The 23,143-nt window shown below is 70.6% G+C and carries 23 protein-coding genes; 13 read left to right on the top strand and 10 right to left on the bottom strand.

The annotated features are described in order from the left end of the window. The first annotated feature begins 21 nt into the window (after positions 1-21). From JNB62_RS10895 to JNB62_RS10925, 7 genes are read left to right on the top strand one after another with little or no spacing between them, the layout of a single operon-like run. Positions 22-396: a holo-ACP synthase gene (locus JNB62_RS10895; protein ID WP_220300904.1), complete on the top strand. Its 375-nt coding sequence runs from the start codon at positions 22-24 to the stop codon at positions 394-396. Further along, on the top strand, positions 393-1,517 hold the full coding sequence (gene alr, locus JNB62_RS10900; RefSeq protein WP_220300905.1) for an alanine racemase: 1,125 nt from the start codon (positions 393-395) through the stop codon (positions 1,515-1,517). Before JNB62_RS10895 ends, alr begins: the two co-directional genes overlap by 4 nt. Continuing rightward, positions 1,514-2,035: a tRNA (adenosine(37)-N6)-threonylcarbamoyltransferase complex ATPase subunit type 1 TsaE gene (gene tsaE / locus JNB62_RS10905; protein ID WP_220300906.1), complete on the top strand. Its 522-nt coding sequence runs from the start codon at positions 1,514-1,516 to the stop codon at positions 2,033-2,035. The genes alr and tsaE overlap by 4 nt, the downstream gene beginning before the upstream one ends. Then, on the top strand, positions 2,032-2,691 hold the full coding sequence (tsaB, locus tag JNB62_RS10910) for a tRNA (adenosine(37)-N6)-threonylcarbamoyltransferase complex dimerization subunit type 1 TsaB (RefSeq protein ID WP_220300907.1): 660 nt from the start codon (positions 2,032-2,034) through the stop codon (positions 2,689-2,691). Before tsaE ends, tsaB begins: the two co-directional genes overlap by 4 nt. Beyond that, on the top strand, positions 2,688-3,173 hold the full coding sequence (rimI, locus tag JNB62_RS10915; protein WP_220300908.1) for a ribosomal protein S18-alanine N-acetyltransferase: 486 nt from the start codon (positions 2,688-2,690) through the stop codon (positions 3,171-3,173). The genes tsaB and rimI overlap by 4 nt, the downstream gene beginning before the upstream one ends. Then, positions 3,170-4,237, top strand: a complete 1,068-nt coding sequence (gene tsaD / locus JNB62_RS10920) for a tRNA (adenosine(37)-N6)-threonylcarbamoyltransferase complex transferase subunit TsaD (RefSeq protein ID WP_220300909.1) — start codon at positions 3,170-3,172, stop codon at positions 4,235-4,237. Before rimI ends, tsaD begins: the two co-directional genes overlap by 4 nt. Beyond that, positions 4,234-5,169: a hypothetical protein gene (locus tag JNB62_RS10925; RefSeq protein WP_220300910.1), complete on the top strand. Its 936-nt coding sequence runs from the start codon at positions 4,234-4,236 to the stop codon at positions 5,167-5,169. The genes tsaD and JNB62_RS10925 overlap by 4 nt, the downstream gene beginning before the upstream one ends. Before the next feature lie 10 nt (positions 5,170-5,179). Here JNB62_RS10925 and JNB62_RS10930 read toward each other — a convergent pair whose 3' ends face one another. Next, on the bottom strand, positions 5,180-6,367 hold the full coding sequence (locus tag JNB62_RS10930; protein ID WP_220300911.1) for a class I SAM-dependent methyltransferase: 1,188 nt from the start codon (positions 6,365-6,367) through the stop codon (positions 5,180-5,182). Positions 6,368-6,521: 154 nt separating this feature from the next. Here JNB62_RS10930 and groES point away from each other — a divergent pair, with 154 nt between their 5' ends. Both groES and rarD read left to right on the top strand, forming a co-directional pair. Further along, a complete protein-coding gene (groES, locus tag JNB62_RS10935) occupies positions 6,522-6,818 on the top strand; it encodes a co-chaperone GroES (RefSeq protein WP_045275440.1) in 297 nt (98 codons plus the stop codon). Positions 6,819-7,058: 240 nt separating this feature from the next. After that, a complete protein-coding gene (gene rarD, locus JNB62_RS10940) occupies positions 7,059-7,979 on the top strand; it encodes an EamA family transporter RarD (protein WP_374450824.1) in 921 nt (306 codons plus the stop codon). 300 nt (positions 7,980-8,279) lie between these two features. Here rarD and JNB62_RS10945 read toward each other — a convergent pair whose 3' ends face one another. The 3 genes from JNB62_RS10945 to JNB62_RS10955 are packed head-to-tail and all read right to left on the bottom strand — an operon-like array spanning position 8,280 to position 11,202. Then, positions 8,280-8,606 carry a metal-sensitive transcriptional regulator gene (locus JNB62_RS10945; protein ID WP_018171561.1) on the bottom strand — a complete coding sequence of 109 codons (327 nt, stop codon included), beginning with the start codon at positions 8,604-8,606 and terminating at the stop codon, positions 8,280-8,282. Between the two features lie 11 nt (positions 8,607-8,617). Beyond that, positions 8,618-10,996: a heavy metal translocating P-type ATPase gene (locus JNB62_RS10950; protein ID WP_220300913.1), complete on the bottom strand. Its 2,379-nt coding sequence runs from the start codon at positions 10,994-10,996 to the stop codon at positions 8,618-8,620. After that, complete coding sequence (locus JNB62_RS10955; RefSeq protein ID WP_220300914.1) at positions 10,993-11,202, bottom strand: heavy-metal-associated domain-containing protein; 210 nt, start codon at positions 11,200-11,202, stop codon at positions 10,993-10,995. The genes JNB62_RS10950 and JNB62_RS10955 overlap by 4 nt, the downstream gene beginning before the upstream one ends. A gap of 241 nt (positions 11,203-11,443) precedes the next feature. Between JNB62_RS10955 and JNB62_RS10960 the strand changes: the two genes are divergently transcribed. Then, positions 11,444-12,796, top strand: a complete 1,353-nt coding sequence (locus tag JNB62_RS10960) for an ABC transporter substrate-binding protein (protein ID WP_220300915.1) — start codon at positions 11,444-11,446, stop codon at positions 12,794-12,796. Between the two features lie 145 nt (positions 12,797-12,941). Here JNB62_RS10960 and JNB62_RS10965 read toward each other — a convergent pair whose 3' ends face one another. The 4 genes from JNB62_RS10965 to JNB62_RS10980 are packed head-to-tail and all read right to left on the bottom strand — an operon-like array spanning position 12,942 to position 16,923. Next, positions 12,942-13,706 carry an ABC transporter ATP-binding protein gene (locus JNB62_RS10965; RefSeq protein WP_220300916.1) on the bottom strand — a complete coding sequence of 255 codons (765 nt, stop codon included), beginning with the start codon at positions 13,704-13,706 and terminating at the stop codon, positions 12,942-12,944. Continuing rightward, entirely contained in the window at positions 13,703-14,701 is a 999-nt protein-coding gene (locus JNB62_RS10970; protein WP_220300917.1) for an ABC transporter ATP-binding protein, read from the bottom strand. Before JNB62_RS10970 ends, JNB62_RS10965 begins: the two co-directional genes overlap by 4 nt. Further along, on the bottom strand, positions 14,691-15,671 hold the full coding sequence (locus tag JNB62_RS10975) for a branched-chain amino acid ABC transporter permease (RefSeq protein WP_220300918.1): 981 nt from the start codon (positions 15,669-15,671) through the stop codon (positions 14,691-14,693). The genes JNB62_RS10970 and JNB62_RS10975 overlap by 11 nt, the downstream gene beginning before the upstream one ends. Positions 15,672-15,678: 7 nt before the next feature. After that, positions 15,679-16,923: a branched-chain amino acid ABC transporter permease gene (locus tag JNB62_RS10980; RefSeq protein ID WP_374450794.1), complete on the bottom strand. Its 1,245-nt coding sequence runs from the start codon at positions 16,921-16,923 to the stop codon at positions 15,679-15,681. Between the two features lie 368 nt (positions 16,924-17,291). Here JNB62_RS10980 and guaB point away from each other — a divergent pair, with 368 nt between their 5' ends. Continuing rightward, positions 17,292-18,794 (top strand): IMP dehydrogenase, encoded by a 1,503-nt coding sequence (gene guaB, locus JNB62_RS10985; protein WP_220300920.1) that lies wholly within the window; start codon positions 17,292-17,294, stop codon positions 18,792-18,794. A 3-nt stretch (positions 18,795-18,797) separates the two neighbouring features. Here guaB and JNB62_RS10990 read toward each other — a convergent pair whose 3' ends face one another. After that, positions 18,798-19,982, bottom strand: coding sequence for an FAD-dependent oxidoreductase (locus JNB62_RS10990; RefSeq protein ID WP_220300921.1), 1,185 nt, complete (start codon positions 19,980-19,982; stop codon positions 18,798-18,800). Positions 19,983-20,117: 135 nt separating this feature from the next. Here JNB62_RS10990 and JNB62_RS10995 point away from each other — a divergent pair, with 135 nt between their 5' ends. Next, positions 20,118-20,741 carry a TMEM175 family protein gene (locus JNB62_RS10995; protein ID WP_220300922.1) on the top strand — a complete coding sequence of 208 codons (624 nt, stop codon included), beginning with the start codon at positions 20,118-20,120 and terminating at the stop codon, positions 20,739-20,741. 63 nt (positions 20,742-20,804) lie between these two features. On the opposite strand, the gene JNB62_RS11000 is transcribed toward JNB62_RS10995, so the two are convergent. Then, the gene (locus tag JNB62_RS11000) at positions 20,805-22,271 is read right to left on the bottom strand and encodes an MFS transporter (protein ID WP_223231081.1); all 1,467 of its coding nucleotides are present in this window, start codon (positions 22,269-22,271) and stop codon (positions 20,805-20,807) included. Positions 22,272-22,366: 95 nt separating this feature from the next. Here JNB62_RS11000 and JNB62_RS11005 point away from each other — a divergent pair, with 95 nt between their 5' ends. Then, a complete protein-coding gene (locus JNB62_RS11005; protein WP_220300923.1) occupies positions 22,367-23,044 on the top strand; it encodes a TetR/AcrR family transcriptional regulator in 678 nt (225 codons plus the stop codon). Positions 23,045-23,143 lie beyond the last annotated feature (99 nt).

Genomic DNA, 23,143 nt, shown 5'->3' on the forward strand with positions numbered 1-23,143 from the left:
CCGGCGCGGCAGGAGGTGCACGTGATCGTCGGAATCGGCGTCGACCTCGTCGACATCCCGCGGTTCGAGCGCACGATCTCGCGCACGCCGCGGCTGCTCGAACGGCTGTTCTCGCCGAAGGAGCGGCTGCTCAAGCCGCACTCGCTGGCCGCCCGGTATGCCGCCAAGGAAGCGCTGATCAAGGCCCTCGGCGGATCGGACGGGCTGCACTGGACAGAGATCGAGATCGCATCGGAGCCCTCGGGGCGCCCCCTGTTCTCGCTCACCGGCTCGACCGCCGCCGTGGTCGCCGCGCGCGGCATCACGACGCTGCATCTCTCGATGTCGCACGACGCGGGCCTGGCGACCGCGTACGTCGTGGCCGAGTCCGCCCCGACCCCGGAGGAGTCCGCATGAGCCGCCTGCCCGCCGGAGCACTGCGCGAGGCGACCGTCGACGTCGGCGCCATCGAAGACAACGTGCGTCATCTGCGCCGGCTGACCGACTCCGAGATCATCGCGGTCGTCAAGGCCGACGGCTACGGGCACGGCGCCGTGCGCTCGGCCCTGGCGGCCCTCGCCGGCGGCGCGAGCCGTCTCGGCGTGAGCGACATCACCGAGGCGCTGGCGCTGCGCCGCGCGGGCATCGACGCTCCGGTCGTGGCGTGGCTGCACGCTCCCGGCGCCGACTTCGCCGAGGCCGCCGCCCACGGCATCGAGCTCGGGATCTCGAGCCTCGACCAGCTGCAGAAGGCGGCGGCTGGGGCATCCGCGGATCGGCCCGTGGCGCTGCACCTGAAGCTCGAGACGGGGCTGTCGCGCAACGGCATCGCGCCCGACGACTACCGCGTGGTGTTCGCCGAGGCGGCCCGGCTCGAGCGCATCGGGCGGGTGCGCGTCGTCGCGCTGTTCAGCCACCTCTCCAACGCGTCGGACGACGACGACCGCGCTGCGCTGCGTGTGTTCGAAGAGGGCGTCGCCGTCGCCGCCTCGTTCGGCCTGGCGCCGCCGCTGCGCCACATCGCCGCCACCCACGCCGCCATCGACCTGCCCGAATCGAGGCTCGGCTGCGTGCGCATCGGCATCGGCCTGTACGGGCTGTCGCCGTTCACCGACCGGTCGTCGGCGGACCTCGGCCTTCGCCCCGCCATGACCCTGCGCGGCGCGGTCGCCGCCGTCCGCCGCGTACCCGCCGGCAAGGGCGTCTCGTACGGCTACGACTACCGCACCGACCGCGACACGACCCTCGTGCTCGTGCCCGTCGGCTACGCCGACGGCGTGCCGCGGCAGGCCTCCGGCGCCGGTCCCGTCGTCATCCGCGGGCAGCGGTTCACGGTGGCAGGCCGCATCGCGATGGACCAGTTCGTGGTCGACGTCGGCGACACACCCGTCACGGTCGGCGACGAGGCCGTGCTGTTCGGCGACCCGACGCTGGGGGCACCCTCGGCGACCGAGTGGGCGGACGCCGCCGGCACCATCAACTACGAGATCGTGACGCGCATCGGTCCTCGGGTCCCGCGTCGGCAGGTGGCCGAATGAGCGGCCTCGACCCCATCCTCGGCACGCACGAGATCGCGTCGCCGGACGACATGGAGGCGCTGGGCCGACGGATCGGCGGGATGCTGCGACCCGGCGACCTCGTCGTGCTCACGGGGCCGCTCGGCGCCGGCAAGACGACGCTCACCCGCGGCATCGGCGAGGGTCTGCACGTGCGCGGCCCGATCCAGAGCCCGACCTTCGTGCTCGCGCGCACGCATCCGTCGCTCGACGACGGCGCACCGCTGGTGCACGTCGACGCCTATCGGCTCGGGTCTGCCGCAGAGCTCGACGACCTCGACATCGACTTCGACGGCTCGGTCGTCGTCGTCGAATGGGGCCGGGGCATGGTCGACGGCATCCGCGACGTGTGGTGGGAGCTCGAGATCGAACGCGAGTGGCACGGCCACGGCCAGGACGACGCGTGCTACGGCGTGCAGCACGAGGCCGAGCTCGACGCCGACGCCCCGCGACGCGTGAGAGTCACCCGGCACGGGACCCCGACTACCCTGGAAGGGTGATCCTCGGCATCGACACGTCGCTCGGCTCCGCGGTGGCGGTCGTCGAGCCCGACGGCGTCATCCGCTCGCAGACCGTCAGCGCCGACCCCCGCGGCCACGCCGAGGTCATCGGCACACTGATCGAACGGGCGCTGGCCGAGGCATCCATCGGTCCGTCCGACGTGACGCACGTCGCGGCCGGAATGGGTCCCGGGCCCTTCACCGGACTGCGGGTCGGGATCGCCGCGGCCCGCACGTTCGCTCTCGGGCGCGGCATCCCTGTCGTCCCGGTGGTCAGTCACGACGCCGTCGCGCTGGAGCTGCTGCTCCACGACGCACTCACGGGCGGGTATGAGGATGCCACCGACGACCCTTTCGCCGTCGTCACCGACGCGCGGCGCCGCGAGTTCGCGTACACGCTGTACCGGGGTCTCGACGCCGACGGCCTCCCGATCCGGCTCGCCGAGCCGACCCTCGCACCCCGGGACGACCTGGACGCCGCGCTCGCGGACGCCGGTGCGGCACGCCGGGATGCCGAGCGCATTCCCGCCGCGATGCTCGCGCTGGCGGCATCCCGAGCCCTCGCGGCGGGCCGCACGATCGGGCCGGCCGATGCGCTGTACCTGCGCTCGCCCGACGTGACGCTGCCGCACGCGCCGAAGCGGGTGGGCCTGTGACGCTGCGCCCGGCCACCGGCGACGACCTCGACGCGATCATGGCGCTCGAGAGGGCGTCATTCCCGACCGATGCGTGGTCCGAGGCCATGATGCGCGAAGAGCTCGCGTCGCCCCACGGGTGGTACGTCGTCGACGAGGAGGCCGGCCGTCTCGTCGGGTACGCGGGGCTGCGCGCCGTGAAGAATGCGAAGGATGCCGACGTCCAGACCATCACGATCGCCGAGGCCTCACGGGGCCGCGGTCGCGGCAGGGCGATGCTGCGAGCTCTGCTCGAGGAGGCGGTGCGGCGGGGCGTGGCGGACGTGTTCCTCGAAGTGCGCGCCGACAACCCGGTGGCGCAGGCGCTGTACGTCTCGGAGGGCTTTCTGGAGATCGGCCGAAAGCCGCGCTACTACCAGCCCGACGACGTGGACGCGGTCGTGATGAAGCTCGACCTGCGCGGCTGGAACCGGCAGGACGCCGACGGAGGGGTGTGTTCGTGAACCGTGCGGAGCCCCTCGTGCTGGGCATCGAGACGAGCTGCGACGAGACCGGCATCGGCATCGTGCGCGGCCGCACGCTGCTGTCGAACACGATCGCCAGCTCGATGGACGAGCACGCGCGCTACGGCGGGGTCGTGCCCGAGGTCGCCGCTCGGGCGCACCTGGAGGCGCTGCAGCCGTCGATCGAGGCCGCGCTCGCCGAATCGGGCGTGGCGCTGGCCGACGTCGATGCCGTCGCGGTGACGTCCGGCCCCGGGCTCGCGGGCGCGCTCATGGTGGGCGTCGGCGCGGCGAAGGCGCTCGCGGTGTCGCTGGAGAAGCCCCTGTACGCCGTCAACCACCTCGTCGGCCACATCGCGGCCGACATCCTCGACGACGGCGCGGAACCCCTCGAGTACCCCACGGTTGCGCTCCTCGTGAGCGGCGGCCACACGTCGCTGCTGCTCGTGCGCGACCTGACCACCGACGTGGAGCTCCTCGGCGAGACGATGGACGACGCCGCCGGCGAGGCGTTCGACAAGGTCGCGCGCCTGCTCGGGCTGCCGTACCCGGGCGGTCCTGAGATCGACCGGGCCGCGGCATCCGGGGATCCGAACGCGATCGCCTTCCCCCGTGGCCTCTCGCGCGCGAGCGACATGGACAAGCACCGCTACGACTTCTCGTTCTCGGGACTCAAGACCGCGGTCGCCCGCTGGGTCGAGCAGCGCCAGGCTGCCGGCGAGCCCGTGCCGGTGGCCGACGTCGCCGCGAGCTTCCGCGAGGCCGTCGTGGACGTGCTCGTGACGAAGGCGCTCGCCGCGTGCCGCGACCACGGTGTGCCGCGCCTGCTGCTGGGCGGCGGCGTGATCGCCAACCGCCGGCTGCGCGACACGGCCCTCGAGCGCGGGGCGGCCGAGGGCGTGACAGTGCGCATCCCCCCGCTGTCGCTGTGCACCGACAACGGCGCGATGATCGCGGCGCTGGCCTCGGAACTCATCATGTCGGGCCGGCAGCCGTCGACTCTCGACTTCGGCGCCGACTCGACCCTGCCCGTCACCGAGATCCAGGTCGCGGAGTCGTCATGACCGACGAGCGGATGCCGCCCCCCGAAGACGCCGACAGCCCCGACCCGTCGGCGCCCGCTGACCCCCGGTCGTTGAGCGAGCGAGGAACGAGCGAGACGAAACGCACCGAGCGGACGGGCGAGCCCGGGCCGGTGACCGCCGAGGCTCCGGAAGACACGCTTCGTCTCGCTGGCGCTCGCTCAGCGACCGGAACAGAGGAGTCCGCAGACGCGCGGTCGTTGAGCGAGCGAGGAACGAGCGAGACGAAACGCACCGACGGCACGGACGACCTCGGGTCCGCGTCGGCCGAGGTTCCGGAAGACGCGCTTCGTCTCGCTGGCGCTCGCTCAGCGACCGAGCCCGCAGACGCGCGGTCGTTGAGCGAGCGAGGAACGAGCGAGACGAAACGCTCCGAGCGGACGGACGACCCCGGGCGCGTGGCCGCCGAGGCTCCGAGCGCGCGCTCAGCGACCGGGCCGGGCGAGTCGGCCGGCCCCGGGACTCCCCAGCCGACGGCGCCGAAGGTCGAGCCGGCGTCGCCCGACATCGACGTCGTGGCGGCGACGTCGATCCTGCCGGGTGAGCACCGGGGTGGGTTCTTCCGGCTGCCGACGGCGCCCGTCGCGGTCACGACGCAGTCGGCGCCGGGTGAGCCCGAGAACGACCTGACGCCCGCGTCAGCGCAGTGGCTGGCGTCGGACGAACCCCAGATCCACAAGGGTCTCGCGGGCTGGGCGCTCGCGTTCGCGATCATCGGGCTCGTGGTGTCGCTGTTCGTCGGGTGGGGGTTCCCCATCGGCCTGGTCGCCGTCGTGTCGGCCGTGTTCGCGCTGCGTCGGCCGCTGGAGAGCCGGGCGGTCGCCGTGTGGGCGCTCGTGATCGGCGCGGTGTCGATCCTCTACAGCGCCGGCTGGCTGCTGTACGCCGCCATGCGCGCGAACATCATCGGCTGACCCGGTCGGGTCAGACCCGGTCGGCGAGGATCGCGGTGCGTCGCGTGCCGATGCGGGTGACGAACAGGGTCGCCGACTCCGCGCCCCGCAGCTTCAGCTTCGTGCGGAAGGCGGCAGGATCGAGGTCGACCCCGCGCTTCTTGATCTCGAGCCGGCCGATGCCGCGGTCGCGGAGCGCCTTGGACAGGGCCTTCGGGTCGGCGGGGAGCACTTCGCGCACGCGGAACGTCGAGACGAACGGCGACGTCAGCGCCTCGTCCGACGTGAGATACGCGATGTGCTCGTCGAGCATCCCCGCGTGCAGCGACCGCGCGACCTCGCCGATCAGGCGCGCCCGGATGACCGCGCCGTCGGGCTCGTGCAGATAGGCGCCGAGCTCGCGGGCGGGTTCGTCGGCGGCATCCCGCTCGGCCGTCAGCTCGTGCGCGGCATCGCCTCGGATGACGAGCGCGGCCCTGCGCACGTCGGGGCGTGCGAGCACGCGCGACCACAGCACGAGCTCGACGGTGGAGCCGTCGGCGCTCACCCACTGCGCCTCGACGTCGTCGGGGATGAGGCTGCGATCGAGACCGGGGCCGAGCTTGATGCCGGCCGGCACGCGCCGGGCGAGGTCGAACGTCCAGTCCAGCGACGGCGACCAGTCCTCAGGTCGCGTGCGGGTCGTCTCGCTGTGTCCCGCGGTGCGGCGGGCCGGGTCGAGCCACACCGCGTCGACGCCCTCGAGATCGGTCGCCTCGGCAGTTCCGTGGCGCACCTCGACGTCGCCCCCGAACGGCGCGAGGTTGTAGGCGGCGATGGCGGCCGTCACCTCGTCGGCGTCGACGGCGAGCACCTGGAGCCCGAGCGCGGCCAGACCCAGGGCGTCGCCGCCGATGCCGCAGCCCAGGTCGGCGACCCGCGACAGGCCCGCATCGCGGAACCGCGCCGCATGCCTCGCCGCGATCGGCAGCCGCGTGGCCTGCTCGAGGCCTGCGCGCGTGAACAGCATGCGCTCCGCCAGGTCGCCGAACTTGGCGTGCGCGCGCGTGCGCAGACGTGCCTGCCCGACGACGGCCGACACGAGGTCGGGGGAGTGCCCGTCCCGCCGCAGCCGGGTCACGGCGCGGGCGACATCGTCGGACGACTCCACGCGCGGCAGGGCGTCGAGCAGACGCAGTCCCTCGGGCGTCAGGAGGGCGGTCAGCTCGGCGATCTGCACCGGGCAAGCCTATGCCGCCGGCATCCACTACTCCCCATGACGGACGCATTGGCACTCACGTTGCGTGAGTGCCAATGCGTTGCCTAGACTGGCGTCAGCACTCTCAACGTCAGAGTGCTAACGAGTCTTAGTCTCAAGAAAGAAGAGGTAGACCGTGTCGGTTTCCATCAAGCCGCTCGAAGACCGCATCGTCATCAAGCAGGTCGAGGCCGAGCAGACCACGTCCAGCGGTCTGGTCATCCCCGACACCGCCAAGGAGAAGCCCCAGGAGGGCGAGGTCGTGGCCGTGGGCCCCGGCCGCATCGACGACAACGGCAACCGCATCCCGCTCGACGTCGCCGTCGGCGACCGCGTGATCTACAGCAAGTACGGCGGCACCGAGGTCAAGTTCGGCGGTGACGAGTTCCTCGTCCTGTCGGCTCGCGACGTGCTCGCGGTCGTGGTCCGCTGAGTCCAGCGCACAAGCGAACCGAGAGGGTCGGATGCTTCGGCATCCGGCCCTCTCGTCGTTCCCGGTGGCAGTGATCGTACGAACATCGGCAGACGAGAGGATGCCGGCAACCCCTGCGCGGCGTCCCACCCGCGCCCGCCGTCCTAGGCTGGAACGGTGAGTTCCGAACCGGCGTCCCGCCCCACCGACGCCGGCATCGAGGATCTGGCGGAATCCGCGGCCTCCACCGCGGGCATCACCCTGCCGCCGGCGTCGGGCGAGCCGGGCCGCGAACGCACGCTCGGCACGGTCTACGGACTCACCGCCTACCTGCTGTGGGGCTTCCTCCCGCTGTACTTCCTGCTGCTGGCGCCGACCGGCCCGTTCGAGCTCGTCGCCTGGCGCATCCTGCTGTCGCTGGTGTTCTGCGCGCTGCTGCTCACGGTGACGCGCACGTGGGGGCGGCTCGCCGCGATCATGCGGCAGCGGCGACTGCTGTGGCTCACGGCGCTGGCGGGCGTGCTGATCTACATCAACTGGCAGGTCTTCATCCTCGGGGCTCTCAGCGGCCACGTGATCGAGACGAGCCTCGGCTACTTCATCAACCCGATCGTGACGGTCATGCTCGGCGTGCTCGTGCTGCACGAGCGGCTGCGGATCACGCAGTGGGTCGCGATCGGCATCGCCGTCGCGGCCGTGGTCGTCATCATCGTGGGCTACGGCGCCTTCCCGTGGATCGCGCTCACGCTTGCGGCATCCTTCGGGGTCTACGGGCTCGTCAAGAAGCAGGTCGGGCCGTCGGTCGACGCCGTGAGCGGACTCACGCTCGAGACGCTGTGGCTGACCCCGATCGCCGCGGTCGTGCTGGTCGTCGTGGCCGCGACGCAGGGCCTCACGATGGGCGCCTACGGCTGGGAGCACACCGTGCTGCTCAGCCTCACCGGTGTCATCACGGCCGTGCCGTTGCTGCTGTTCGCCGCCGGCGCGCGGCGCGTGTCGCTCACGACGATCGGCCTGCTGCAGTTCGCGGCGCCCATCCTGCAGTTCCTCATCGGGTGGCTGGTGCTGGGCGAGCCCATGCCGCTGGAGCGATGGATCGGCTTCGGCCTGGTCTGGATCGCGCTCATCGTGCTGACGGTCGACTCGGTGCTGCACGCCCGACGCGTGCGCGCCGCGCGCTGACGCTCTGCCCGCGGCCGCGGGCCGATCGCCCGGACGCTCCGGACGCGCACTGCGCGCGGACTCTCTGCCCGCGGCCGCCACGCGATCCGCCCGCAACGTCGTGCGCGCCCCGCCGAGGGCCTGGCTTCGCGCTGCAGTAACCGGCATCCGCTGCACCTTCCCGCGGCCTCTTTCAGCCCGCGCTGTCGAAATCGGCATCCGCGCCAGAAAGAAGCATGCGCGCATGCCGATTTCGACAGCGCGAAGTAATCAGGCGGGGCCGACCCGCGGGCGGGAGAACCGCGGGGTGGATGCCGCGGCTCAGCGCACGAGGCGCGCGATGGCCTGCGTGGCCTCGGTGATCTTGGCGTCGGCCTCGGCGCCGCCGAGGCGGGCGGCATCCACCACGCAGTGGCGCAGGTGGTCGTCGAGCAGCCCCACCGCAACGGCTTCGAGGGCCGACGTCAGAGCGCTGATCTGGGTGAGGATGTCGATGCAGTACTTCTCGTCCTCGACCATCTTGTGGATGCCGCGGGCCTGACCCTCGATCCGCTTGAGGCGGTTGAGGTACTTGTCCTTGTCGGTGATGTACCCGTGGTGGCCGTGCTCGTGGTCCAGGGGCGTCGGGTCCAGTGCGGTGTCGGTCATGTCTGACTCCTTCAGCGACGTGAGTTCGAGAGGCTGCGGAAACGCCGCAGGCGGAGGCTGTTGCCGACCACGAACACGCTCGAGAACGCCATGGCCGCTCCCGCGATCATAGGGTTCAACAGGCCGAGCGCGGCCAGCGGCAGGGCGGCCACGTTGTAGGCGAACGCCCAGAACAGGTTCACGCGGATCGTGCCGAGCGTCGCCCGCGACAGCCGGATGGCGTCGGCGGCGCTGCGCAGGTCGCCGCGCACCAGGGTGATGTCGGAGGCCTCGATGGCGGCATCCGTCCCCGTTCCCATGGCGAGGCCGAGGTCGGCCTGGGCGAGAGCCGCGGCGTCGTTCACGCCGTCGCCGACCATCGCGACCACGCGGCCCTCGGCCTGCAGGTCTTTCACGACGGCGACCTTGTCGTGGGGGAGCACCTCGGCGATCACGCGCTCGATGCCGACCTCGTCGGCGATCGCACGCGCGGCGGCGGCGTTGTCGCCCGTGAGCAGCACCGGGGTGAGCCCGAGGGACGTCAGCTGCGCGACGGCCTCGGCGCTCGTCGGCTTGACCTGGTCGGCCACGACGAGGAGGCCGCGCACCTCGCCGTCCCACGCCACGAGCACGGCGGTGCGGCCGAGCGCTTCGGCGTGTGCCTTGGCGTCCTGGATGCCGGCGTCCGGCGTGAGCGCCCAGTCGGCGAGCAGCGCCTCGCGGCCGACCAGCACGGCGTGCCCGTCGACGATGCCCGACACACCCTTGCCGGGGACGTTCTGGAACGACTCCACCTCGGGCAGGGCGCCCGTCTCGTCGGCCGCGGCACGCGCGACGGCCTGCGCGATCGGGTGTTCGGACGCGTGCTCCAGCGCCCCGGCGAGGCGCAGCAGCTGCGCGCGGGCGGAGGACTCGGCATCCGGAATTCGGACTTCCGCGTGCTTTTCGGAGCCGTCGCGTCCCTCGCTCCGGAAAGCCGCGGATTCTCCGTTGTTCGGATCGGCGACGGGGGTGCGTGCGGGCTCGGCCACCACGACGTCGACGAGCGACATGCGGCCCGTCGTGACGGTGCCGGTCTTGTCGAGCACGACGGTGTCGACGGTGCGCGTGGACTCGAGCACCTCGGGACCCTTGATGAGGATGCCGAGCTGTGCGCCGCGGCCGGTCCCGACGAGCAGGGCGGTCGGCGTGGCGAGTCCGAGGGCGCAGGGGCACGCGATGATCAGCACCGCGACGGCGGCGGTGAACGCCATCGACGCCGATGCGCCCGTCAGCAGCCAGCCGGCCAGCGTGCCCAGCGCGATCAGCAGCACGATGGGCACGAAGACGCCCGAGATGCGGTCGGCGAGGCGCTGCACCTTGGCCTTGCCGGACTGCGCGTCTTCGACAAGGCGCGCCATCTGGGCGAGCTGGGTGTCGTCGCCGACGCGCGTGGCGCGCACGACGAGGCGGCCGCCCGCGTTGACCGTCGCCCCGACGACGGCATCGCCGGGCGCGACCTCGACGGGCACGGACTCGCCCGTCACCATGGAGGCGTCGACGGCCGACGTGCCCGAGGCGACGACGCCGTCCGTCGCGATCTTCTCGCCCGGGCGCACGACGAACTCCTCGCCGACGCGCAGGTCGGCGATCGGCACGCGCACCTCGGCGACGCCGCCGTCGGCCCCGGGCCGCAGCACCGCGACGTCCTTCGCACCGATCTCGAGCAGGGCGCGCAGTGCGGCGCCCGCGCGGCGCTTGGACCGCTGCTCGAAGTACCGGCCGGCGAGCACGAACGTCGTGACTCCCGCGGCGACCTCGAGGTAGATGTCGCCGGCGCCGTCGCTCGGGGTCACCGACCACTCGAAGGCGTGGGTCATGCCGGGCATGCCGGCGTGTCCGAAGAACAGCGCGTACAGCGACCACAGGAATGCCGCCGAGACCCCGAGCGAGATGAGCGTGTCCATCGTCGCAGCGCCGTGGCGCAGGTTGATCCACGCCGCCCGGTGGAACGGCCACGCGCCCCACACGACGACAGGCGCCGCGAGGGCGAGCGACGCCCACTGCCAGTAGGTGAACTGCAGCGCGGGGATCATCGCCAGCAGGATCACGGGCGTCGACAGCACGATCGAGCCGATGAGGCGCTGGCGCAGGCTCGTGAGCTCAGAGTCGCCCGCCGCCTCCGTCTCGGCCGGGGCAGGGGGAGCGGGCAGCACCGCCGTATAGCCGGTCTTCACGACCTCGTCGATGAGCGCCTGCGGGTCGGTGCCTGCCGGTGCGCTCACGACCGCCTTCTCGGTGGCGTAGTTGACGGATGCCTCGACCCCGTCCATCCGGTTCAGCCGCTTCTCGATCCGCGCGGCGCACGAGGCGCACGTCATCCCGCCGATCTCGAGCTCGATCCGGGCGGCAGGGGCCGAGGCGCCGGTCATGCGCGGACCGCGGTGTAGCCGGCCTCGTCGACGGCCGCGATGACGGCCTCGTCCGCGAGCGCCGTCGTCGAGACGATGTGCAGCGTGCCGTCGGCGGCGCTGACCTGCACGTCCTCGACGCCCGCGAGCTTCGACACCTCACCGCGCACAGATGCCTCGCAGTGCCCGCAGCTCATCCCCGTCACCTTGTAATCGACCTCGGCCATGTCGCCGCCTTTCTCGTGGAGTTCCCGGTCAAGGATACCCCTGAGGGGTACCGCTCCACCGAGCTTATACCCGTCGGGGGTATAAGGGCTCCGGACGGCGATATCGGAACGAAATCCCCCGGTCGCGCCCGTTACACATCGTTAACGAACGGCAACATTCGCGAACCCTTGTCACGGTTAGGTTTGGGTCACCGGGACGGCACCCCGATGCCGTCCCTTGTCCATACAAGCAAGGAGCATTATGAGCGTCTTCACCCGCTCGCGCGCCACGACGATCCTCGGCGGCCTCGCCCTGGTCGGCGTGAGCGCGCTCGTTCTGGCCGGATGCTCGGGCAGTTCGACGCCGGACTCGACCGACGATGCCAAGGCCAGCGACTTCGAGTTCCCGATCGATTGCGACGCGGCGGAGCCCGCTGCGTACTCCCCGGAATACACGTCAACGTCGACGGGTCCGGCGACCGACCTCACGTACACGATCGGCACGGCCCTGCCCGTCACCGGCAACCTCGCCTTCCTCGGCCCGCCCGAGATCGCGGGCACCGAGTTCGCAGCGTCGGATGTCAACGCGGCCGCCAAGGGCGTCACGATCAACCTCGTGCAGGGCGACTCGGGCGACACCGACAACAAGGCGTACGAGACCGAGATCCCGCGTGTGCTCGGCGAAGGCGCGACCGCGATCATCGGCGCCGCGTCGTCGGGGACGTCGCTGCAGTTCATCGACCAGGTGATCGCCGCGAACGCGATCCAGTTCTCGCCGGCCAACACGTCGGCCGCGTTCACGGGCTACGAAGACAACGGCCTGTACTGGCGCACCGCTCCGTCGGACGTGCTGCAGGGCGAGGTGCTCGGCAACCTGATCGCCGGCGACGGCAACGAGACGCTCGGCATGATCGTGCTGAACGACTCGTACGGCACCGGCCTCGCGTGCTTCACCAAGAAGTCGTTCGAGGCCGCCGGCGGCAACGTCGTCGCGGCGTCGCTCTACAACACGGGTGACACGAACTTCTCGGCTCAGGTCGAGGACGTCCTTGCCGCCGACCCCGACGCGATCGCCCTGATCACGTTCGAAGAGGTCAAGACGATCATCCCCGAGCTCGTGGGCGCCGACTACCCGAAGGACAAGCTGTACTTCGTCGACGGCAACCTCTCGAACTTCGGCGACGAGTTCGACGAGGGCACGCTCACCGGCGCCAAGGGCACCTACCCGGCGGTCGACCCGGCCTCGATCGAGCAGTTCCGCACCGATCTGAACGCCTTCTACACCGGCCAGGGCAACCCCGAGCTGAAGGACTTCACCTACGGCCCGGAGTCGTACGACGCGGTGATCCTGCTGGCCCTGGCCGCCCTCGAGGCGGGTTCGTCGGCCGGTCCTGACGTGGCTGCGCACCTGCAGAACGTCTCGGGCACCGACGGTGGCACGAAGTGCACGACGTTCGCGGAGTGCGCCGACATCATCATCAGCGGCGAGACCGCCGACTATGACGGTGTGTCGGGTCCGATCACGTTCAACGAGGTCGGCGACCCGACCGAGGCGACGATCGGCGTCTTCGAGTACGGCGAGGACAACAACTACTCGTTCGTCAACATCGGCTGAGACGAGCAGACCCGCGGGGCCCCGGTCTTCGGACCGGGGCCCCGCTCTCGTTCCCGCGCGTGGACGCGGCACCGCAGACAGACGAAGAGAGTGGATGCCGCGGCATCCACTCTCTTCGTCTGTATCGGCTGCGCGAGCCGACGTCTCAGGCGCCCAGCGTGCCCAGGTACAGTCCGATCACGTTCGGGTCGTTGAGCAGCTCACGGCCGGTGCCGGTGTACGCGTCGCGTCCCTGGTCGAGGACGTACCCGCGGTCGCAGATCTGCAGGCAGCGCCGCGCGTTCTGCTCGACCATGACCGTCGTGACCCCGGCCTTGTTGATCTCGGAGACCCGCAGGAACGCCTCGTCCTGACGCGAGGGCGACAGACCGGCCGAGGGCTCGTCGAGCAGCAGCACGTGCGGGTCCATCATGAGGGCACGGCCCATCGCGACCATCTGGCGCTCGCCGCCCGACAGCGACCCGGCGCGCTGCTGCAGCCGCTTGCCGAGGTCGGGGAAGACGGACGTGATGAAGTCGACCCGCTCGGCGTAGATCTTCGGCCGCTGGTAGGCGCCCATCTGCAGGTTCTCGGCGATCGTGAGGCTCGGGAACACGTTGTTGGTCTGGGGGACGAAGCCGACACCCTTCGCCACCAGCTTGTTCGCCCGGAGCCCGGTGATGTCTTCGCCGTTGAGGACGACCGAGCCCCCGCGGATCTTGACCTGGCCGAAGATCGCCTTGAGCATCGTCGACTTGCCGGCGCCGTTGGGCCCGATGATGCCGATGAGCTCGCCCTTTGCAGCGGTCAGGCTCGCTCCGTTGAGGATGTTCACGCCCGGCAGGTAGCCGGCCGTGACGTCTCGCACCTCGATCACGTTCTGCGCGGCCGGGGTGGGGGCGGGCGCGGGGGCCTGTGCCGTGTCGCTCACTTCTGCTCCTCCGCTTCGTCGTCGCGCGCGTCGGCCGCCGCGCTCTCGACCTCGATCGCCTGGTCGATCTCGCGTGCGGTCTCGACCAGCTCCTGTGCCTCGTCGGTGAGCTGCCCCTCGATGCGGCCGGTCACGACACCGAGATCGACGTCCTGGTGGGCTCCGAGGTAGGCGTCGATGACGGCCTGATCCTTCATGACAGTCTCGGGCGGTCCCTCGGCGACGATCCTGCCCTCGGCCATCACGACGACCCAGTCCGCGATGTGACGCACCATGTGCATGTCGTGCTCGACGAAGAGCACGGTCATGCCGAGGTCCTTGAGGTCGAGGATGTGGTCGAGCAGCGACTCGGTGAGGGCCGGGTTGACGCCGGCCATGGGCTCGTCGAGCATCACGAGGGTCGGATCGCTCATGAGCGCGCGCGCCATCTCGAGCAGCTTGCGCTGCCCGCCCGAGAGCGAGGCCGCGTAGTCCTTCTCTTTCGCGTCGAGCTTGAAGCGCACGAGCAGGTCGCGCGCCTTGTCTTCGATCTCGTTCTCCTGCTTGCGCCACAGGAAGGGCAGGATGCTCGCCCAGATCCGCTCACCGGACTGGCGGGTGGCGCCGAGCTTCATGTTCTCGAGCACCGTGAGCAGGCCGAGCGACTTCGTGAGCTGGAACGTGCGCACCTGCCCCATGCGGGCGGCCTTGAAGGCGGGGATGCCGGCCAGATTGGTGCCATCGAACGACCACGATCCGGCGTTGGGCTTGTCGAAGCCGGTCAGCAGGTTGAACAGCGTGGTCTTGCCGGCGCCGTTCGGGCCGATGAGCGCCGTGATGGCGTTGCGCGGGATCTCGAGATGCTCGACGTCGACGGCGGTCAGACCGCCGAAGACGCGCGTGACGCCGTCGGCGACGATGATCGGATCGACCTTCTCGACGCCGGGGCGGGGCTCGCCCTTGTGCAGACCCGTCGACTTCGGCCGGCGGGTCGGGGGGACTACCTCAGCGGACAAAGGTCAGCTCCTTCTTGCTTCCGAGGATGCCCTGCGGTCGGAAGATCACCAGGAGCATCAGCGCCACACCGACCAGCACGAACACGAGCATCTGGCTCTGCTCGGCGGTGAGGAACGGCAGCCAGCCGATCTGCACAAGGGCCGGCAGCAGGTTCGAGAGGAACGCGCGCACCATCCAGAACAGCACGGCGCCCAGCACCGGACCGAAGATCGTGGCCGCGCCGCCCAGCAGGAGCGCCGTCCACACGTAGAACGTCTGCGATGTCACGTACACGTTGGGGTTGACGTTGGTGCCCATCGCGGTGACGATGCCGCCCGCCGCGATGATGATGCCGCCGACGATCAGCGCCTGCATCTTGAAGGCGAAGACGTTCTTGCCGAGCGAGCGGACCGCGTCCTCGTCTTCGCGGATGCCTCGCAGCACGCGTCCCCACGGGCTGCTCATCAGGAGCCACACGAACAGCACCGTGATCGCGATGACGATGGTCCCGACGATGATGACCCACCACTGGTCGGACTGGTAGGTCCAGGGCCCGAAGCCCCACTTGCCGGGAGGGAGCGGGTTGCTCGCGCGGAATCCCGCCTGGAAGCCGGAGAGGCCGTCCGCCGATCCGGTGACTCCGCGGAACGCCGAGGTCAGGAACAGCAGGCGCAGCACCTCGGCGGCGGCGATCGTCACGATGGCGAGGTAGTCCCCGCGCAGGCGCAGGGTCGGGACGCCCAGGATGATCGCGAAGATGACCGATCCCGCGAGCCCGATGAGCGCGGCCAGCGGCCAGGGGATCCCGAACGAGAGGATCGAGATCGCGAAGCCGTAGGCGCCGATGGCCATGAAGCCGGCGACGCCCATGTTGAGCAGTCCCGCGAATCCGAAGTGCACCGACAGTCCGATGGCCGCGAGCACGTAGCCGAGGGTCGCCGGCGCGAGGATCTGCGCGAGCGTGTTGTTGATGATCTGGAGCCAGTTCATAGCGCGCCTATCCGATTCGCTCTCGGCGACCGAGGATGCCCTGTGGGCGGAACAGCAGGATCACGATCAGCACGACCAGCGCGCCGACGTACTTGAGGTCGGAGGGGATCCACAGCGTCGACAGCTCGACGAGAAGACCCACGATCAGCGACCCGATGAGAGCCCCGAAGGCGGTGCCGAGTCCGCCGAGCGTCACCGCCGCGAAGATGAGCAGCAGGATGCTGGTGCCCATGTCCCACTTGATGCCGGGGCGGAAGTAGGCCCACAGGATGCCGGACAGGCCCGCGAGCGCCGCGGCCACGATCCACACCACCCGCACCACGGCGTCGACGTCGATGCCGCTGGCCGACGCGAGCGACGGGTTGTCGGACACGGCTCGGGTCGCGCGGCCGATGCGGGTGCGCATGAGCCACCACGCGAAGATGCCGATCACGACGATCGACAGCCCCATGCTGATGACGTCGGTGACCGTCAGGCGGATCGGGCCGAGGCCGGGGATCGAGGCGGCCACGGCACCGGGCAGCTGCTCCGTGCCGCCGCCGATGAAGATCTGGTACGTGTAGCGCAGAGCCAGCGACAGGCCGATCGAGACGATCATGAGCTGGACGGTGCCGAGGCCTTTGCGTCGCAGCGGACGCCAGATGCCGGCATCCATTCCCCATCCGAACAGTGCGGACACCCCGACCGCCAGGGGGATCGCGAGCCAGATCGACAGTCCGAAGCCGGTCGTGAACAGGAGGGCGCCGAGCGCGCCGAAGGTCACCATCTCACCGTGTGCGAAGTTCGACAGCCCGGTCGTGCCGTACACGAGCGAGAGGCCGATCGCGGCGAGGGCGAGCATGAGGCCGAAGTTCAGGCCGTTGACCGCCCGCGAGAGGAACTGGTCCCAGAAGCTCACCGTGGTGCGCTCCGCCGCGCCGAGCGTGAAGTTGCGGGTGACGGTGTTCGACGGGCCGAAGGTGACCTCTTGCGTGAACTCGAAGTCATCGGGCACCGCGACCGCGTCGGGCAGGCTGTCCTCGTCGAGCTCGACCGTGTAGGTGACGTCCTTCGACGGCACCGGCACGCGCCAGCTGCCGTTCTCGGCGGTCGTCGCCTCGCCCTCGAAGTCCTCGCCCGTGACGGTGATCGTGGCGCCCTCGACCGGTTCGCCCGCGGAGCGCACGTTGCCGGCGATCGCGTAGGGGTAGTCGGCGGGATCGTCGTCCGCCGCGAGGGCGGGCGGAGCGAGGCTCACGAGCAGGGCCGTCACCAGCAAGGTGAAAAGGGCCGCGAGCGCGAGTGGTCGCGCGGTTCGGTGTCGCCGCCGCGCTAGTGCGGTCGTATTGCCCACAGGACCTCCAGTTCGCCACCACGCGGACACCGAAGCTCGGGTCGCATCGGCCGTGATGGCGACGCTACGACTGTAATGTGTCGTCGCTGTTTCGCCTACGGTCACCTGTGGATACGTGATCCGATCGAAATCGGACCGGACAGCCCCACGCGCGCGCCCCCGCGCGTGCCGTTTCTGCGGGAACAAATCGGCCCCCGAGCGCGCTTAGAATCGAGTACGGAGCGTCACAAGCGCGCCGGCCGTCGCCGTCCACCCTCAATCGAACGCGCCGCGCGCGAGGAGACCCCATGGAGCACAACGACCCCTTCGGCTTCGTCGGACTGACCTACGACGATGTGCTGCTGCTGCCCGGCCACACCGACGTGATCCCGAGCGAGGCCGACACCTCGTCGCGGCTCACGCGCCGCATCACCGTGGCCACGCCGCTGGCCTCCGCCGCGATGGACACGGTCACCGAGGCCCGTCTCGCGATCGCGATCGCGCGTGAGGGCGGCATCGGGATCATCCACCGCAACCTCTCGATCGAGGACCAGGCGTCGATGGTCGACCGCGTCAAGCGCAGCGAGTCTGGCATGATCACCGACCCCATCACGACCACCCCCGACGCGACGATCGAAGAGGTCGACTCGCTGTGCGCCCAGTACCGCATCTCGGGCCTGCCGGTCGTCGACGCCGACAACCACCTCGTCGGCATCGTGACCAACCGCGACATGCGCTTCGTGTCGGGCTTCGAGCGCCAGACCACCAGGGTCCGCGACGTCATGACGACCGAGAACCTCGTCACCGGCCGCGTGGGCATCAGCGCCGGCGAGGTCATCGCCCTCTTCGCCCAGCACCGCGTCGAGAAGCTGCCCCTCATCGACGAGGACGGCACGCTCGCCGGCCTCATCACCATCAAGGACTTCGACAAGAGCGAGAAGTACCCGCTCGCCACCAAGGACGAGCAGGGCCGCCTGCGCGTCGGTGCCGCCATCGGCTTCTTCGGCGACGCATGGCAGCGCGCCGAGGCGCTGCGCGACGCGGGCGTCGACGTCATCGTCGTCGACACGGCGAACGGACAGTCCGCCGGCGTCATCGACATGGTCCGCCGCCTCAAGGCCGACGAGTCGTTCGCCCACATCGACATCATCGGCGGCAACGTCGCGACGCGCGAGGGCGCCCAGGCGCTTATCGATGCGGGCGTCGACGCCGTGAAGGTGGGCGTCGGCCCGGGCTCGATCTGCACCACCCGCGTGGTCGCCGGTGTCGGCGTGCCCCAGGTCACCGCGATCTACGAGGCGTCGCTCGCCGCGCGCGAGGCGGGCGTGCCCGTCATCGCCGACGGCGGCCTGCAGTACTCGGGCGACATCGCGAAGGCGCTCGTCGCCGGCGCCGATACGGTCATGCTCGGCTCGCTCCTGGCGGGCACCGACGAGTCACCGGGTGAGATCGTCTTCCAGGGCGGCAAGCAGTTCAAGCAGTACCGCGGCATGGGGTCGCTGGGCGCACTGCAGACGCGCGGCAAGAAGACGTCGTACTCGAAGGACCGCTACTTCCAGGCCGACGTCCCGAGCGACGACAAGCTCATCCCCGAGGGAATCGAGGGGCAGGTCGCCTACCGCGGTCCGGTCTCGGCCGTCGCCTACCAGCTCGTCGGCGGACTGCGTCAGTCGATGTTCTACGTCGGCGCCCGCACGATCGACGAGCTGAAGGCCAAGGGCAAGTTCGTCCGCATCACGGCCGCCGGTCTCAAGGAGTCGCACCCCCACGACGTGCAGATCGTCGTCGAGGCCCCGAACTACAAGAAGTAGTCCTCAGGACGAAGAGCGGATGCCGTCACGCCCACCTGGGCGTGACGGCATCCGCTCTTCTCGTCGGGGTCGGGGCGATAAGGGGAGCCGGAACGCGGCCGCGGCGCGCGCGGAGTCGTCCGTCGCGAGATCGGCGAGCACCGAGCCGACGGCGGGAGTGAACTTGAAGCCGTGTCCTGAGAAGCCCGCGCCGACGACGACGCGACCGCGGCGGTCGAGCACGAAGTCCTCGGTGTCGGTCGACGTGTACGTGCAGCTGATGGGCGCGGCGGTGTCGGGGTCGAGACCGGGGAACCACTCGGCCACGTACTGCCGGAGCTGTGCGGCCTGCTCAGGAACCGGACGGAAGGTCCGCGCGTCGGGGTCGACGACCGGCCCCACCATGTGGAAGCCGACCTTGACGCCTTCGCCCGGGGTGGGCATGCCGTAGACGTTGCCGATGGGACCGCGGTGCGGATCCACGAAGTGGTTGAACGACGGCCACAGGAGGTCGTCCGACCGTGGCGCGAAGTGGGCCGGGCTCTCTTCGGTGACGGTCAGGCGGGGGAGCGGGAACGCGTCGGGAAGGATGCCGGCGGTCCAGGCGCCGGCCGTGACGACGACCGTCTCGGCCACGACCGTGTGACGCTCACCACCCGCCTCGACGATCAGTTCCACGCCGTCCGGCCCTTCCGCGAGTGCGGTGACCGTGTGCTCGAAGCGGATGTCGGCACCGCGCGACGCGGCAGCCCGCTCGAGCGCCTCCAGCGCGGCCGCTGCGCGCACGGTCCCCGCGTCCGGCGTGAACAGCACATCCCCGTCGAAGCGCATGCCGCTCCAGCGGCGGGCGGCCTCGGCCGCCGTCATCACCTCCGCGCGCTCGCCGCGCGCGACCAGTGCCGCGTGCACGCCCTCGAGGAGCCGCTGGTCGCCATGCGACGCCAATCCGTGCAGGCGGAGCAGCGGCTCGCCGGTCGTGCGCGACAGCTCGTCCCATTCTCGGCGGGCGAGGGTGAGCAGGTCGAGGTAGTGGGCCGTGCCGTACGCATTGTTGAAGTTGCGGGTCGCGCCGTGCGACGCGCCGCGCGTGTGCCCGCGCGCGAAGCGCTCCAGCGTCAGCACGCGGTGCCCTCGCCGGGCGAGCTGCCACGTCGTGGCCAGGCCCATCGCGCCGGCGCCGATCACGACGAACGGAACATGCTCGGTCACGGGTCCTCCCTCAGTGCCGCGGCCGCCGACTGCGGCACGGGGCGTCTTTCCATCCTCGCGCGGCTGTTGCGCCCCTCCGGTCGCGTGACGGAGTGTGATGGCGGGCGGCGCGGGCCGTATCGCTAACCTGGCGCCATGATCAGACAGCGATCCCACGCGGAGGCGACACAGCGCACCGTGCGGCTGGAGGCGTTCACCGACGGCGTGTTCGCGATCGCGGCGACGCTCCTCGTGCTCGATCTCACGACGCATCCGCTCGGTCGGGTCCGCTCCGACGCCGACATGTGGGCCGCCCTCGGCGGCATGTGGCCGCTGTTCTTCAACTTCGCGCTGAGCTTCGGGCTGCTCTGCCTCCTGTGGGTGGAGCACGTCCGCCAGTTCGAGCACATCGCCGACGTCGACGGCATGCTGATCTGGCTCAACAACGCCCGGCTGCTGTTCATCGTGCTGGTGCCGTTCGCGACCGGACTGACGACCGAGTACGAGGACTACCTCGCCGGCCGGCTGGCGATGCCGGTCGTGTTCCTGTCCGCGATCCTGTGCAGCTGGCTGCAGTGGCGCTGGGCCATGAGGCGGCGCGAGACGATGCTCCCGGGGATGAGCGAAGGGGATGCCGCCGCCTACGGCCGAGGCGCGCTCAGCGCGCTCCTCATCGCGGCCGTCGTGGTCGTGCTGGCCCCATGGATCGGCTCGGCGGCGTTCCTGCTGTTCCTGTTCGACGGCCTGTTCACCCGCCTGCTGCGGGGCAAGGGGGACTGACCGGCCGGCGAACGCCGCATCGCCCACGCCGGCCGGCGAGGGCGATGCGCACACACGTCCGCGCTACGCCGTGGGGGCGAGCTCGGGCTCGGGTGCCTCTGTGTCGGCGGTCGCCAGGGCGGCGGCATCCGCTTTCGGCGACTTTCCCGAGGGAAGCCACAGCGCGACGATCGCCGCGACGAAGAGCACCGCGGCACCGGTGTACACGGCGGGCCGTGCGGCGTCGACATACATGTCGGGCAGGAGCTCGCCGCCGGCGCCGACGAAGATCGCCGTCATGACCGCGGTGCCCAGGGCGACGCCGAGCTCGCGCACCGTCGAGTTGACCCCCGACGCCTTGGCGTGGTCGACGAGCCCGAGCGTGGCCAGCAGCGCGGTGGCCGACGGGGCGAACACGAGCGCCATGCCGACGCCCGCCATCACGAACGGCGCGATGAGGGTCGGGTAGTCGAGGTCGGTCGCCATGACGGCCGCGATCCACGTGAGTGCGATGCCTTGGAGCGTGAGGCCGACGACGAGAAGGAGCCGAGTGCCGACGCGCGGAGCCAGGATGCCGGCGATCGGGGCGATGAACATCGGCGCCAGCGTCCACGGCGTGGTCTGCACGGCCGCCTCGAGCGGCGAGGACCCCTGCACGACCTGCAGGTACTGGATCAGGAGGAACACGGCGCCGAACGTGCCGAAGCTGAAGGCGAATCCGATGATGTTGGTGATCGAGAACGAGCGGTCGCGGAACAGGCGGAGGGGAACCAGCGGGGCCTTCGCGCGCAGCTGCCAGACGAGGAACGCGACGACCAGCACCGAGCCGACGACGATCTCGGCGATGACGCCGAACGAGTCCCACCCGTCGTCGTTGCCGCGGACGATCGCGTGGACGAGCGCGAGGACGCCGGCCGCCGCGAGCACCGCACCCGGCACGTCGATACGGGCGCGCGCGCCGAAGTCGTTGTTGAGCACCGCGAGGGCGAGGGGGATCGCGACGAGCGCCACGGGCACGTTGATCCAGAAGATCGCCTGCCAGTTCCAGCCCTCCATGATCGCGCCGCCGACCAGCGGGCCGACCGCGACGCCGAGCCCGGCGACACCGCCCCAGATGCCGATGGCGAGCGGGCGTCGCTGCGCAGGGACCGCTCCGCTGAGCAGCGCCAGCGAAAGCGGCATCACGCCCGCGGCCCCGAACCCCTGCACGGCGCGTGCGGCGATCAGCTGCCCCGGGTCGGTGCTGAGCGCGGCGAGCACCGACCCGGCGCCGAACACCGCGATGCCGATCGCGAACACCGTCCGGCGGCCGAACCGGTCGCCCAGGGCGGAGGCGATGAGGATCGTGCCCGCGAAGGCGAGCGTGTAGGCGTTGACGAACCACTGCAGCTCTTCGACGCTCGCTCCCATATCGCGGTGCAGCACCGGGAGCGCGTTGGTCATGACGAGGTTGTCGAGTGTCGCCATGAACATCGGCAGGGATGCCGCGGCGAGGACGAGGGCGAACGGGCGCGACCGCCGGGTGGCGGTGGCCGAGGCTGCTGCCGACATGAGGACTCCGGTTGTTATTGGATGATTACTTGCTGGACGTCAATGTAGTAATCCACTGATTACAAAGTCAAGTCATCCGCTGATAACCTGTCGCCATGACTTCTGCAGCACCGCACGGCGACGGAGCCGTCGCCGTCGACGACGCCCCCGAGAGCGGTCGGCGACTGTCATCGGACGAACGGCGCCGGCAGATCCTGCAGGCCGCGCTCGCGGTGTTCGGCGCGCGCGGATACGAAGGCGCCACCACCGACGAGGTCGCACGCGCTGCCGGTGTCAGCCAGCCGTACGTCGTGCGGCTGTTCGGCTCGAAAGAGAACCTGTTCCTCGCCGCCCTCGACGACGCGCTCACTCGGACGCTGGCGGCATTCCGCGCGGCGCTCGCCGACCCCGACCCGGATCGCGACCCCGAGCTGAGCGAGGCGAAGGCCGCGGGCAAGCGCATCGGGCAGGCGTTCGTCGACCTCATCGAGGTGCGCGGGCTCCACCAGACGCTCGCGCACGGGTATCTGCTCGGCAGCCACCCCGTCATCGGTCCCGCCTCCCGCCGCGGATTCGCACAGGTGTGGCGGTTCTTCCGCGACGAGATGGGGCTCGACGCCGACGGCGCTCGTGCCTTCATGGCCGAAGGCATGCTCATCAGCACGATGATCGGCCTGCGCATCGTCGACGACTACGGCTCCGATCCCCAGATCACCGAGCTCTTCCGCTCGTGCTTCCCGACCGAGCTGCCGCACGTGCTAGAGGTGTTGCCGCGCGGCGGCGAGCGCTGGTAGGCCGCACCCCTGTCTGTCTCTCTTTCTGTCGACGACGCACGTCCTCGCCGAGGACGCATGCTGTCGACGCGGATAACGTGCGGCTTCGGCGACGACGCA

This window comes from Microbacterium jejuense (genome assembly GCF_019511665.1).
GTDB lineage: Bacteria > Actinomycetota > Actinomycetes > Actinomycetales > Microbacteriaceae > Microbacterium > Microbacterium jejuense_A.

Excerpts from the sequence above, each read along its gene's own strand:
- JNB62_RS10955 (WP_220300914.1), bottom strand. The coding sequence starts at position 11,202 with ATGGCCGAGGTCGATTACAAGGTGACGGGGATGAGCTGCGGGCACTGC.
- guaB (WP_220300920.1), top strand. The coding sequence starts at position 17,292 with ATGGAGCACAACGACCCCTTCGGCTTCGTCGGACTGACCTACGACGAT.
- JNB62_RS10960 (WP_220300915.1), top strand. The coding sequence starts at position 11,444 with ATGAGCGTCTTCACCCGCTCGCGCGCCACGACGATCCTCGGCGGCCTC.
- JNB62_RS10950 (WP_220300913.1), bottom strand. The coding sequence starts at position 10,996 with ATGACCGGCGCCTCGGCCCCTGCCGCCCGGATCGAGCTCGAGATCGGC.
- JNB62_RS11000 (WP_223231081.1), bottom strand. The coding sequence starts at position 22,271 with ATGTCGGCAGCAGCCTCGGCCACCGCCACCCGGCGGTCGCGCCCGTTC.
- tsaE (WP_220300906.1), top strand. The coding sequence starts at position 1,514 with ATGAGCGGCCTCGACCCCATCCTCGGCACGCACGAGATCGCGTCGCCG.
- JNB62_RS10995 (WP_220300922.1), top strand. The coding sequence starts at position 20,118 with ATGATCAGACAGCGATCCCACGCGGAGGCGACACAGCGCACCGTGCGG.
- JNB62_RS10925 (WP_220300910.1), top strand. The coding sequence starts at position 4,234 with ATGACCGACGAGCGGATGCCGCCCCCCGAAGACGCCGACAGCCCCGAC.
- JNB62_RS11005 (WP_220300923.1), top strand. The coding sequence starts at position 22,367 with ATGACTTCTGCAGCACCGCACGGCGACGGAGCCGTCGCCGTCGACGAC.
- JNB62_RS10975 (WP_220300918.1), bottom strand. The coding sequence starts at position 15,671 with ATGAACTGGCTCCAGATCATCAACAACACGCTCGCGCAGATCCTCGCG.
- JNB62_RS10945 (WP_018171561.1), bottom strand. The coding sequence starts at position 8,606 with ATGACCGACACCGCACTGGACCCGACGCCCCTGGACCACGAGCACGGC.
- alr (WP_220300905.1), top strand. The coding sequence starts at position 393 with ATGAGCCGCCTGCCCGCCGGAGCACTGCGCGAGGCGACCGTCGACGTC.